The sequence below is a fragment of the Methanobrevibacter sp. genome (genome assembly GCF_017940815.1).
Lineage (GTDB): Archaea > Methanobacteriota > Methanobacteria > Methanobacteriales > Methanobacteriaceae > Methanocatella.
The window spans coordinates 13710-26210 of sequence record NZ_JAGAXX010000025.1; the positions used below are offsets into that span (position 1 = coordinate 13710).

Annotated in this window: 13 protein-coding genes and 1 pseudogene; 11 read left to right on the top strand and 3 right to left on the bottom strand. The window is 38.5% G+C overall.

The genetic code is table 11. From position 1 onward, the window contains the following. Window positions 1-148: 148 nt before the first annotated feature. Genes ILA26_RS03475 through ILA26_RS03495 form a run of 5 tightly spaced genes read left to right on the top strand, consistent with a single transcriptional unit; the run spans window position 149 to window position 6997 of the window. Window positions 149-1066 (top strand): glutamine amidotransferase, encoded by a 918-nt coding sequence (locus tag ILA26_RS03475; RefSeq protein ID WP_292894099.1) that lies wholly within the window; start codon window positions 149-151, stop codon window positions 1064-1066. Between the two features lie 15 nt (window positions 1067-1081). Further along, complete coding sequence (locus ILA26_RS03480; RefSeq protein ID WP_292894100.1) at window positions 1082-1735, top strand: tributyrin esterase; 654 nt, start codon at window positions 1082-1084, stop codon at window positions 1733-1735. An 11-nt stretch (window positions 1736-1746) separates the two neighbouring features. Then, a complete protein-coding gene (locus ILA26_RS03485; RefSeq protein ID WP_292894102.1) occupies window positions 1747-2820 on the top strand; it encodes a Coenzyme F420 hydrogenase/dehydrogenase, beta subunit C-terminal domain in 1074 nt (357 codons plus the stop codon). Continuing rightward, window positions 2821-4302, top strand: coding sequence for a glutamate synthase-related protein (locus ILA26_RS03490; protein ID WP_292894104.1), 1482 nt, complete (start codon window positions 2821-2823; stop codon window positions 4300-4302). A 46-nt stretch (window positions 4303-4348) separates the two neighbouring features. Continuing rightward, a complete protein-coding gene (locus ILA26_RS03495) occupies window positions 4349-6997 on the top strand; it encodes a PEP/pyruvate-binding domain-containing protein (protein WP_292894106.1) in 2649 nt (882 codons plus the stop codon). 196 nt (window positions 6998-7193) lie between these two features. On the opposite strand, the gene ILA26_RS03500 is transcribed toward ILA26_RS03495, so the two are convergent. Next, complete coding sequence (locus ILA26_RS03500) at window positions 7194-7670, bottom strand: GNAT family N-acetyltransferase (RefSeq protein WP_292894108.1); 477 nt, start codon at window positions 7668-7670, stop codon at window positions 7194-7196. Between the two features lie 104 nt (window positions 7671-7774). On the opposite strand from ILA26_RS03500, the gene ILA26_RS03505 reads away from it, so the two are divergent. Beyond that, window positions 7775-8179, top strand: a complete 405-nt coding sequence (locus tag ILA26_RS03505; RefSeq protein WP_292894110.1) for a PaaI family thioesterase — start codon at window positions 7775-7777, stop codon at window positions 8177-8179. A gap of 7 nt (window positions 8180-8186) precedes the next feature. Here the strand turns inward: ILA26_RS03505 and ILA26_RS03510 are convergent, their stop codons facing one another. Both ILA26_RS03510 and ILA26_RS03515 read right to left on the bottom strand, forming a co-directional pair. Further along, window positions 8187-8477 (bottom strand): hypothetical protein, encoded by a 291-nt coding sequence (locus ILA26_RS03510; RefSeq protein WP_292894112.1) that lies wholly within the window; start codon window positions 8475-8477, stop codon window positions 8187-8189. 138 nt (window positions 8478-8615) lie between these two features. After that, window positions 8616-9380, bottom strand: a complete 765-nt coding sequence (locus ILA26_RS03515; RefSeq protein WP_292894114.1) for a 4Fe-4S binding protein — start codon at window positions 9378-9380, stop codon at window positions 8616-8618. A 254-nt stretch (window positions 9381-9634) separates the two neighbouring features. Between ILA26_RS03515 and ILA26_RS03520 the strand changes: the two genes are divergently transcribed. The 5 genes and pseudogenes from ILA26_RS03520 (at window position 9635) to ILA26_RS03540 (ending at window position 12481) form a co-directional block, all read left to right on the top strand. Then, the gene (locus tag ILA26_RS03520; RefSeq protein WP_292894116.1) at window positions 9635-10054 is read left to right on the top strand and encodes a cupin domain-containing protein; all 420 of its coding nucleotides are present in this window, start codon (window positions 9635-9637) and stop codon (window positions 10052-10054) included. Window positions 10055-10248: 194 nt separating this feature from the next. Further along, complete coding sequence (locus tag ILA26_RS03525; protein ID WP_292894118.1) at window positions 10249-10767, top strand: nitroreductase family protein; 519 nt, start codon at window positions 10249-10251, stop codon at window positions 10765-10767. 85 nt (window positions 10768-10852) lie between these two features. Beyond that, window positions 10853-11143 carry a hypothetical protein gene (locus ILA26_RS03530; RefSeq protein ID WP_292894120.1) on the top strand — a complete coding sequence of 97 codons (291 nt, stop codon included), beginning with the start codon at window positions 10853-10855 and terminating at the stop codon, window positions 11141-11143. 60 nt (window positions 11144-11203) lie between these two features. Beyond that, window positions 11204-11731 (top strand): annotated as a pseudogene (gene mtrA, locus ILA26_RS03535) (tetrahydromethanopterin S-methyltransferase subunit A); the annotation flags it as partial. 408 nt (window positions 11732-12139) lie between these two features. Continuing rightward, entirely contained in the window at window positions 12140-12481 is a 342-nt protein-coding gene (locus ILA26_RS03540) for a hypothetical protein (RefSeq protein ID WP_292894122.1), read from the top strand. Window positions 12482-12501 lie beyond the last annotated feature (20 nt).

Sequence of the window (12501 nt, forward strand, 5' to 3'; positions counted from 1 at the left end):
GGCATATTTAGTATTGGGAGTATTTATAAGGCATATGTAGGATTAGCAATTCATGATTATTTTTTTCAAGGCATATGAGGAATTATCGGAATTATTTTTTTAGTTAATCTACATGTATTCTCCGATTATTTAAAATGGAGGTATAAGGATGTGTGGAATAGCAGGTGTAATATACAAGGATAAAAAAACTCACCACGTAGGGGAAGCATTAACTTCAATGCTTGAATCTTTACAGCACAGGGGGCCGGATTCAGCAGGTTATGCAATCTATGGGGGTTTAAATTTTTCTGAAAATTATTATCAATTAAACATTCAAGTAAATAGGAGAAAAGGAACATTAGACAATTTAAAATCACTTCTGACTCAGTTTAGTCAGATTTATGAAGAACAGTTAATCGAGTCCGTTGGTGATTCTGATGTATATAAATGTAAAATAGCATTGGATGAGTATTCTCTTTTAAAACCGTGTATACGGGAAATAGATGAACTCGAAAACGTAAGGGTAATCAACGGTTCCCATTCATTTGAAATGATAAAGGATATCGGAAAGGTAAAGGACATTGCAGAAAGATTCGACGTTCCCTCCAGGATGGGGACCCATGGAATCGGACACACCCGCTTTGCAACAGAAAGTGGTGTGGACAGGTATCATGCACACCCATATCAAAGTTATATAATTCCAGACATAACTGTGGTGCATAATGGGCAAATCACAAACTACTGGAAAATAAGGGATCCATTGGAGAGAAAAGGCCATATATTTGAATCATTCAACGATACAGAATGCATTGTTCATTATATGGCTGACAAACTTAACCAAGGATATAAGCTGGAAGAAGCTTTGGATGATGCGGTTGTTGATTTGGACGGTCCTTTTTCAATACTTGTGGGAACACCTAACGGCATAGGTATTGCAAAGGACAAGCTTGGCCTCAGGCCAGGGGTCATGGCTGAAACTGATGAAATTTTTGCCATAGCATCAGAGGAAATGGCATTGCACGATGTCATAGATTCAGACCAGATAGAGCAAATCGCTCCAGGTGAAACTAGGGCTTACACAATTTAATGAGGGGGTTTATCCATGAAAGAATATGTTATTGATGCAAAGGATATGGATTCAAAGGAATTAAATCGTACCATAAAAAAACAGGCTGCATTTCATGATAAGCTCATTATTAACAATCCTGAGTCAAGACACAATGTGTGTGCAGGTTTGACTGAGGACATATGTGTGGAAATCAATGGTTCTGCAGGTTATTTTGCGGGAACAATGGTTAATGGGCCAAAAATTCACGTAACCGGAAATGCAGGTTGGTTTGCTGGAGACAACATGGCCAAAGGAGAATTGATTATAGAAGGCACTGCAGGTGATGGTGCAGGACAAGGAATCTATGGCGGAACAGTAATAGTGAAAGGAAGCACAGGTTCAAGAACCGGAGAAATCATGAAAGGAGGAACCGTTATAATTGGTGGAAACAGTGGATACATGACCGGATTGCTCATGATGGGAGGTAAACTCATAATACTTGGCGATGTGACTGACGACGTTGGCGAATCAATCATGAGGGGAACCATATATGTCCTTGGTGACGTTAAAAGTTTAGGAAAAAATGCTGTCATGGAAAAGACCACACTTAAAGATCAAAAAGAGCTGAAGGAAATTCTAACCAAATACGGTTTTGAACTTACAGACATAGATTATACAAACTTTAAAAAAATTGTTAATATGCAATAGGAGCTGAAAATATGAGCAAACACAAAATAGCAATGGTTGGAACACCCTGTGAAATTATGGCTGCATCCAAACTGCAATATTACACTGACAGTCCTATTGACGTTAAGCTGGGATTATTTTGTATGGAGAACTTTTCATATAAATACTTTGAAAGTCTCTTGAGTGAATATGGCTTGAAAATGGATGATATTGAAAAATTTCAAATTGAAAAAGGATTCGTATTCCTATTATTGAAAACTAAAGAAACAGTTAAAATTCCCCTGTCTGTGGCCAAACGGATAATCAGGAAAAACTGCAATATCTGTGTTGAACTAACTTCTGAAACATCAGACATTTCCATAGGTTCCATAGGTTCGGAGGATGGCTGGTCAACATTAATTATCAGAACTGAAAAAGGTGAGGAAATAGTCAACGGGGCAATAAAGCAGGAATTCATAAAAGCTAAAGACCTCAATGAATCACAATTCAATCTATTGAACAGACTTGCAGGAAACAAGATTGCTAAAAATCTTGAAAATATTGAGAGAAGGGAATTTTTGGCACGTCCTGTTCTGTATCAGAGGGACAAGTCAGACAGTTCAATCAACAAGGACATTTTGGAGTCCGACTTCTCAGATTTGAAATCCAATGTCATTGATGTTGGTGCATGTGTGCTTTGTGGAGCATGCGAATATGTATGTCCGGACAATCTGATTACAATTGACGACACCAAACCGATAATGAAAGGAAACTGCCCTCAAAATTGTCATTTATGCTTCAGGGTCTGTCCGAGAACTTTCATTCATGAAGATTTGAGAAATGACAATTCAAAGCCAATAGGGGAGTTCATCAAAGTGCTTTCAGTCAAATCACTAAAACATACCCAAGGTCAGGACGGATCCATTGTAACAACATTGCTGGACTATCTATTGTCAAATAAAATCGTAACCGAAGCGCTCATTGTCGACAAGCAGGACCACCTTGCATGGAAACCATATGCAAAGATAACAAGTGCCATTGATGAGGTCGTAAAATCAGGGGGAACAAAATATTCGGTCTGCCCTGTATTCAAGCCATTGAGAAACATGGAAGAGGGGGTGAATTAAATGTCATTCACTGTTGAGCGTAAGATAGAAATATGCAAACAGAACAACAATCGCCCAGGTTGCTGCTGGTATCTTTGTGACAATCCTAAACAGTCAGCATGTAAGAACTGTTACAGCTGCTATTCGAATTGTCCTCATGATGTTTATGAGGTAATCAATGACGAGCCTCTTCCGATACGTCAGGAAAATTGTGTAGGGTGCAAGATATGTGAGGAAATGTGTCCGACACATGCGATATATGTCAGGCCTCTTGCAGATGAAGGGCGAGGGGTATGGTCAAATTCTACCATGGTTGAAATTAAACGCAAAAGCCAAACCGGTTCATATAAGGTTAGAGGTTGCGGTTTGACCCGTAAGATACCTACATTTGATGACTTGAGCATATTGCCTGCGCAGGTATCAAGACCTCCAATCGATTCATACAGGGAACCCTGCAAGACTTCAGTTGTTCTGGGTGACCGTTTTGCTGAAAATCCGATTGAGATTGACACTCCTATAATGATCGGGGCAATGTCATTTGGTGCATTGAGCAAGGAGGCAAAAATAGCGTTGGCCATTGGAAGCAGTAAAGTGGGTTCAATAGCAAATACTGGTGAAGGAGGAATGCTTCCTGAAGAAAGGCATTTCGCCGATAAGTTGATAGCCCAATATGCATCAGGCCGTTTTGGAGTCTCTGCAAGCTATCTGAACAATGCTGAAGCTGTTGAAATCAAAATAGGTCAGGGTGCAAAATCCGGTATGGGAGGTCACTTGCTTGCCCATAAGGTAACCGCTGAAGTTGCCAGGGTTAGAAACATCCCTGAAGGAACATCCGCATTAAGTCCGGCAAGACACATGGATATTGTCGGTCCTGAGGATTTGGGCATGAAAATCGACCAGCTAAGGGAAATCACTGATTGGAAAGTCCCAATCATCGTTAAGTTCGCAGCCGGTAGGGTTGAGCAGGATGTAAAGATTGCTGCTAAGGCCGGTGCGGACATTATTGTGGTTGACGGTATGCAAGGGGGAACTGGTGCAGGCCCTGAAGTGGTTACTGAACATGCAGGAATCCCTACCATTGAAGCTATTGTAAAAGCTGATGGTGCCCTAAAGGACATTAATTTGAGAAGTGAGGTGAGCCTTGTAGCTGCAGGAGGGATAAGGTCTGGAGCCGATGTTGCAAAGGCAATCGCTTTAGGTGCAGATGCAGTATATATAGCTACTTCTGCATTGATCTCTATAGGTTGTAAGGTTTGCCAAAGCTGTTCTGAGGGAATCTGTCCGAAAGGAATTGCAACACAGGACAGGATGCTTAGAAGAAGATTGGATCCTATAAGAAAAGGTCAGCAAGTTGCAAATTACATTGAAGCAATGACTCAGGAAGTTACCTCCTTAACTCAACAGGCAGGAAACACTGACATAGAAAAGCTTGAGCGTCAGGACCTCGTGGCATTGACTGTTGAGGCTTCACAACTGACAGGTGTGCCTATGGTTAGAGGTTAATATTTAGATTCATGTTAAAGTTAATTAATGATTAGGAGATATTGTTATGGCAGCATTCGATAGAATTAAATCAGGAATTCCGGGACTGGACAATGCTTTGGATAATATCCGTTTAGGAGATAATGTAGTGTGGAATGTCACTAATCTAAATGAATTTTCCTACTTTGCCGATCCCTATATAAAGCAAGCAAAAGAGGACAACAGAAACTTGATATATATTCGATTTGCTAATCACCCTCCATTGATAGAAATGACCGAGGAGGATTTTGATTTACTTGAAATTGAGCAAAATGACTCTGATAAGGAGTTTTGCATGATTGAACGTGATGGGATTAAGATATATCAGGTTAATCCATATAACCAATTCGAGACATTCACGCTGGAAGTTCATAGGATTATAGAAAAGGAAGGCTTTGATGCATTTTATGTATTTGACTGCCTAAGCGACCTTCAGGCTGTATGGTCAACCGATTTGATGATGGGTAATTTCTTTAGGGTGACATGTCCGTTTCTTTTCCAGCTTGATACTGTGGCGTTTTTCCCAATCATTAGGGGAAGACACTCCTATGATGCCATAGCAAAAATACGTGAAACAACACAGCTGTTTTTGAATGTATATTCAAATTCCGCTGATGAGGTTTATGTTTCTCCATTGAAGGTGTGGAACAGATACTCCCAGACCATGTTTCTGGGACATAAGTTCAACCCCCAAACCGGTTCCGTCAAGGTTCTGCAGGATGGCCATGAAGTCAGCAAGTATTATAAGACCGTCAATGATTCTGACAAATATCAGAACGGTCAGATTTTGGACAGTTGGGAAAGATATATGCTTCAGGTCAGGATGAAGCATGGCGAAGGTGAAAATGTCGATGAAGAATGTGACAAGATTTGCGAGCTCATGATGACCAAGGATGAGAAGATGCTTTCCAAAATCAAGGAATATTTCACATTTGAGGATTACACTACCATTTACGATCGCCGTGTAGGAAGTGGTTTGGTCGGCGGTAAATCCTGCGGAATGCTTCTTGCAAGAAAGATCATTGAAAAAAACTGTCCGGAATTATATAACAATGTATTTGAACCTGATGATTCGTTTTATATAGGTTCTGATTTGTTTTATACTTATATAGTGTCAAATGACTTGTGGGACCTCAGGGTAAAGCAGAGAACTGAAGAGGGATATTATGAATACGGCAAAAAGCTGGAGGAAGGCCTTAAAAATGGTGTCTTTTCAGAGGAAATCAAAAAGGAATTCATTCATATCCTTGATTATTTCGGACAAAATCCGATTATAGTTAGGTCAAGTAGTTTTCTTGAGGACGGATATGGAAATGCGTTTGCAGGCAAATATGAGTCAGTGTTCTGTGTAAACCGGGGAAGTCTTGAGGAGCGTCTTACCGCTTTTGAGGATGCTGTGAAAGTGGTTTATGCAAGTACCATGAACATTTCAGCATTGGAGTACAGGAAATTAAATGATTTGGATGACGCCGATGAGCAGATGGCCCTTCTGGTTCAGAGGGTTTCAGGTTCATATTGCGGCGATTATCTTTTCCCTACTGCTGCAGGTGTTGGATTTTCATACAGCCCGTATTCCCCGCTTCCTGATATGGATAACGGCAAGGGAATGTTGAGGCTTGTAATGGGTCTTGGTACAAAGGCTGTGGACAGGACAAAAAAGGATTATCCTAGAATTGTCAATCTTGATAAGCCTGAATTGACCATGATGAAAGACATTAAGGAAAAGCACAGATATTCCCAACACTATTTGGACGTCATCGATTTGGAAAACAGGAGCCTGCATGACATTCGCATTGATGACGGATTGGATGTCCTTCCGAGATATGCAAAAAAGGTTCTCATAGAACATGACCGTGAAGCCGAAAGCATGTTTCGCGAACGGGGACAGCGCCGTGAAATTGTCTTTGTCAACTGTGAGGGTCTTGTAAGAAATCAGCAGTTCATTGAAGTGATGAAAGAAATTTTAAGTACTCTGGAAACTGCATATGACTATCCTGTTGACATAGAGTATACAATTAATGTTGCTGAGGACAATTCCTTCAACATAAACCTGTTGCAGTGCCGCCCTCTTCAGGTTTCAACAAACAATGAGGCTATTGAAATGCCTGAAGATAAAAATGTCTTCTTCCATATCAAGGAATCCTCCATGGGGATGTCACGTAAAAATAAGATTGATGCAATCTGTTATGTTGACCCTCACAAGTATTATGAGTATCCCTATGCCCAGAAGAGTTCAATATCTCGCGTAATAAATAACGTAAATAGCTACTGTAAAAACAATGACAAAACGGCTATCTTAATTGTTCCTGGAAGAATAGGCACATCATCTCCCGAATTGGGAATTCCAGTTGTCTTTGCGGACATCAGTCATTTTTCTGCAATTCTGGAAGAATCGTACAGTGAAGTTGGATATATGCCTGAACTGTCTTTCGGAAGCCACATGTTCCAGGATCTGGTCGAAGCGGAAATATACTACGGGGCATTATTTGAAAACGAGAAAAAAATAGAATTCAACAGGGATATGGTCTTTGATTATCAGAATATCCTGAAGGAAATTGATCCGAATCTGGATGAGGAGATATATGATATGGTTCAGGTGATAGATTTCAACGGAAGCAATGCGGAATTCTATCATGACATGAACAAGGATGAAACAATGTGTATTTTCAATGATTGAAAATATTTAGGTTGGGTTGGGTGGGACATATGCCTTTTTATTTGCAATATTTCTTTTTTTAAAAAAGATTTTTCAAATAAAAGCAAGTATGACAAAATTCCGATGTGATAGATGGCCCTATTGTGTTTTTGAGTTTATTTTGCGATAGGGTTGTTTTTCACATTTTTTTTTAATAAAATAAAATTAAATAATGAGATTACTCATTAACGAATTTTTCCAGGGCCTCACCCTTGAAGTGGAACAGTTCCCAATCCTTCAGCTCGGCACCGATGCTCAGGTAAAAGTCAATGCTTGGCTTGTTCCAGGATAGGCATGTCCATTCAAAGCGACCGTAGCCTCTTTCAAGAACTATTTTTCCCAATTCCTTTAGAAGTGCCTTGCCATAACCGTTTCCTCGATATTCCGGTTCGATGAAGAGGTCCTCAAGGTGCATGTTCACGTTTCCTATGTATGTTGAAAAGCTTAAGAAGTATAATGCAAAGCCTATTACTTCACCATCTAAAAGTGCAAAGGTTACCTCTGCCTGTTTTTCGTCAAAAACCCATTTTTCAATATCATCAGGTGTTGCAATTACCTCGTCAAGTCTTTTTTCATAATCTGCAAGCTTTTTAATGTATTCTAATATTAACTCAGATTCATCTCTTTCAGCTATCTTAAATGTTAATTCTGCCATGTAATTAATTATTGATATTTTCTTAAATATTTGTTGTGTTGGTTGAACAATCATCAAAAATTTTAATTATTCACACAATCTAAATTAATATTGGGTGTAAAAATATGGCTAATTTCAATTCACTAGAAGAGGCAAGAGAATTTTTCTACAAGGACAAATATGCTGTAAATACAGGCATCACATTGGATGAGATTACTGAAGATGAAGCTATTTGCAGCTTGGTTTTAACCGATGAGCACAGAAACGCTTACGGTGGAGTTATGGGTGGAGTTATATTTACCTTAGGCGACTTCGCTTTCGCAGTTCTTTCAAACCAGATTCACCAATTGACTGTTGCTCAGCAAGTTGACATCCATTACCTGTCCGCTCCGAAAGGGGACAAGCTGATAGCTAAGGCAACATGCCGCAAAAGCGGAAGGACATCATCCATTGTCAATGTGGATATCTCAGATGACACCGGTCGTGACGTTGCCCAGTTTATTGGAACCGGTTTTAAGTTACAAGTTTAAAAACTCTTTAATTGCTCATAGTATATTCTGAAATGTTTATTAGAGCATAAATGTTTGAGGAGTTTAAGTTTAGCAATTCCCTTGTGGTTTCAAGGGATTTATACTGTTTTTTTAAGTGATTGAGGGAGTTTATCTTAAATTCCAGCATTCTTTCATTTTTCGGATGCCTGTCGCATATATGTATTATGAGTTCATGGTATTTTTCTGATTTTTCTGTCTGTCTGGTGGTTTCATATATTTCAGCTATTTCTGCCATTCTGCCAATGTTTCCAATATCAATATTGCTTTTAATTTGCATATTTTCACCAATTATTCTTGCAATTAGATTTTATTGAGTTCATATCTTTTAAATTTATTCATTATACGTTTAAAACAATTTAATATTGGTATTAACAATTTTAATCAAAAAATAATATTGTAAAGCACGTGTTGTGCTTTACAGGAAAAATTCCACCTCGTTTCTCTCGAGGCTGTTTGAAATTGCATTTTCAAGTTCTGACTGATAGGTGTCTCCGCCAAAGGATCTTGCATTTTCCGGACAGACATTGATGCATGTTGTGCATCTTGTGCAGTCGTCAAGATTTGTTTCGGTCGGAGTTAGCTCGGATATTGCCTCCTCGGGGCATGTGTAAACGCAGTCCATGCACTCGATGCAGAGGTTCTCATCACACAACACGCTGAAATCAGGAGTCTTGTAATCTGGAAATGGCTTGTATCCGCTTACAAAGATCTCGTTTTGGGTGTTGCTGTTTAGCTTCTCAATGACCTTTCGTGAAAACTCGTTGATTCTTTCCATGTCGCTGGCATCGGGACGGTTGCTTCCCACCTCATTGAATTGGGAGTGCTGGCTGACTGTTGTTGCAACGCCGACAATATGGAAATCGTTTTCTTTTAAAAGTTCCACTAGCTCAAGGAGTGCGTCACCGTAGTTGATGTTTCCATAGTTCAGAACAACAATGGCTTTTGTATCTGTTCCTTTGATTTTGGAAAGCCTTTTGCATGCAAGCTTTGGAATTCTTCCGTCAAAAACCGGAATTCCAATGATTACAAGTTCATCTGTGAATGTTTTTGACTCATCAAAACTCAACAGGTCGTAGTTCTCTCGGTTCATGTTGAAGTTCTTTGCGACTTCATTCACTATTTTTTCAGTGGTTCCTGAGGGACTGAAATATATTTTTGATAGTTTTTCAAAGTTCATCATATTAATCACCTTGAATTAGCATTATTTTTTGAGTATTTAATGATTTGGTGAGTGAATGGTTACTTTACGTTTCATATATTCTTTTTTGAAATTTTTTCAAAACCATTTAATTTATAAGGTATGAATATAATAAGTATTAAGTGACTAATTAACAAGTCGTGAAAAATCTTGATTCGAAGTTGCACTGCCGTAGCTTCGAATTTTTTTTATACAACATTGATTGTTGCATAACTCAACATTTATGGTGAATTATCATGTCTGATTTTGATAGCAAAAATATTTTTGGAAAGGGAATGCCTAATGATGCGTTCACACAATACTTCATTGGCCAATCATACTTGAATCCTTTGGTAGATTTTGAGGATAACATATTATTCATAGCAAATGTCACTTTTGAGCCAGGATGCAGAAACAACTGGCACATCCATCATGCAAAAAGTGGCGGTGGACAAATTCTCATCTGTGTTGCTGGAAACGGATGGTATCAGGAAGAGGGCTGTGACCCGGTAGAGCTAAAGCCGGGTATGGTCGTTGAAATCAAGCCTAATGTAAAGCATTGGCACGGCGCTCAAAAGGACTCCTGGTTCAGCCACATTGCCATTGAGGTTTCAGGTGAAGAGACTTCAAACGAATGGCTGGAAGAGGTCAGTGATGAATACTATGAAAAATTATAATTTTTCACTATATTTTTTCCATTATTTATTTTAATAATCCAATTAATTAAAATGATATCTTAACCTAAAACTATCATTTTTCTTTTATTCTCAATTCAATATTTTCATGCTCTTTTGATTTTCAAAATATATTTTTATGGCAATCTACATTACAATACTATTTTTTTAAATATTTGATGAAACATACTATATCTATGGAACTTTTAGATGTTATGCTCAAGAGAAGGAGCACAAGGAAATTCAATGGTGAACCGGTGACAAAGGATGAACTGGATAAGATTCTAACATCTGCACTTCTTGCCCCAACAAGCATGAACCGCAAGCCATGCAACTTCATGGTTGTCGAGAGAAGGGAAACCTTGGATGAATTGTCAAAATCAAAGGACCATGGCGCTGATTTAATCAGAGGTGCCGACAAGGCTATTGTCGTTGTTGCAGACACATTGATAGCAGACACATGGATTGAAGACTCCTCAATCGCATTGACTCACATGCACTTGATGGCCACTGAGTTGGGATTGGGTAGCTGCTGGGTCCAGATACACCTGCGCAGCAGGGAAGGCAGGGATGCCGAGGAAGTTGTTAGGGACATAATAAAAATAGATGATCACTATAGGGTTGTTGGAATATTAGCATTGGGCCATTCTGATGACATTCCAAAGGCACATTCCATGGATGATGTGGACAAGTCCAAAGTCCACTTTCTGGTTTAGTCACTTTGCACCCTTGAATAGTGACAAAATATTTAAATACATTCTTTATCTATTTTTATATAGAAATTATTGAGAGGGAATGAAAATGCACGTTAAAGATTTATTAGATGATTTAGGAATAAGAGTAAAATTGCCACAACACTGGTATTCAACCGACATAAGCAATGATTTTGAAAATCCTGAACTTTTGCAAAACGATGACATTATCAGGATTCAGGCTGTCGGCGAAAAGAACACAAAAGTCATTGTCATTGACGTAAATGACGGAATGAGTGTTGTCACAAGATTCCCCGACGAAAAGGTCATAGGTGTTAAGTACCTCGACAACAAGGATGACTTCGAATACATAGGAAAACCTTCCGAATTATACTACTGATAACAATATTTAAATATTCTTTCAAATATAAACTCAATTAGAAATTAGGAGGATTTAGGTATGGTTGATAAAAAAGCTCCTGCAGATGGTTGGCCTGTAATCAGTGGCGACTATATTGTTGGAGATCCGGAAAGTCCTGTTGCAGTCACTACTTTAGCTTCCCATATTGAGGCGGAATTGTCAGGAGCTGCTATTGCAGGACCATGTAAAACAGAAAATCTGGGAATAGAAAAGGTAGTTGCGAATATCATTTCCAATCCGAACATCAGATTCCTGATTTTGGCAGGTGCGGAAGTGCAAGGTCACATCACAGGTCAAAGTTTCAAGGCTTTGCATGAAAACGGTGCGGACCCTGAGAAAAAGAAAATCATCGGTGCAACCGGTGCGATTCCCTTCGTTGAAAACGTTCCTCTCGAAGGTGTTGAAAGATTCCAGCAACAACTGGAGATTGTGGACTTAATCGACACAGAAGACATTGGAACCATCCAATCTAAAATCAATGAGTGTGTTGAAAAGGACCCTGGGGCTCTTGAAGCTGAACCGATTGTCATGGAAGTTGACGAGGAAGAGCAAAAATTAAAGATTGTCGATAAGAAAAAGGAAAAAGCTGAATCTGAGGCATAGTGTCTCAGATTAATCTATTTTTTATATTTTTATTTATTTTACTATTTTTTAGGTGAATTTTTTCATCGTTATTTTAATTTGCATTGTCATTTTTTTGTAGGCACTACCCTTTTGCACATGTGCTTTTTTGCATTTTTTTAAAAAATGCAAAACATTTATATACTACTTAAAATATATTATAATTTGCAGTCGAAAAAATGTAATTTTTAAAAAAATACAATATAAACAGTTAAGTTTAAATACTATGAATAATTAAATATGATTGCAACAATGCATAATCTTTAAAAAAATGCATCAACCAAGAAATATAATTTCTAAAAAATCCACACCATTGTATTTTAAGGTGAAATAAAAAAATAAAGAGGTAATAATATGAACGTGATTAATTGGAGCGAAAAAGTAAGAGATTTAGATCAGAACATCAGAAATGAAATTGGCCTTGAAGGAGAAAATGAGGCAAAACACATCTTAATTAAGGTGCAAACCAAATCCTCCGAACCTATTGAACCTGCTTTCATCGTTGGAGAAGATGATACATTCCTCGATTTATTCGTATTGTCTCCACAAGGTTCCGGATTAACTTCCACTGCCGTGTTGAAAGACAACATCCAAAGTGTTGGAGTAATCGGAGGAGTTTCTGCCGAAAAAGTAGAGCCATCAGAAATTTCTGATGAAACACCACTCATTGAAGATTCAAATCCACTGTACCAATAGTTAGTTTTTGGCCCACCACC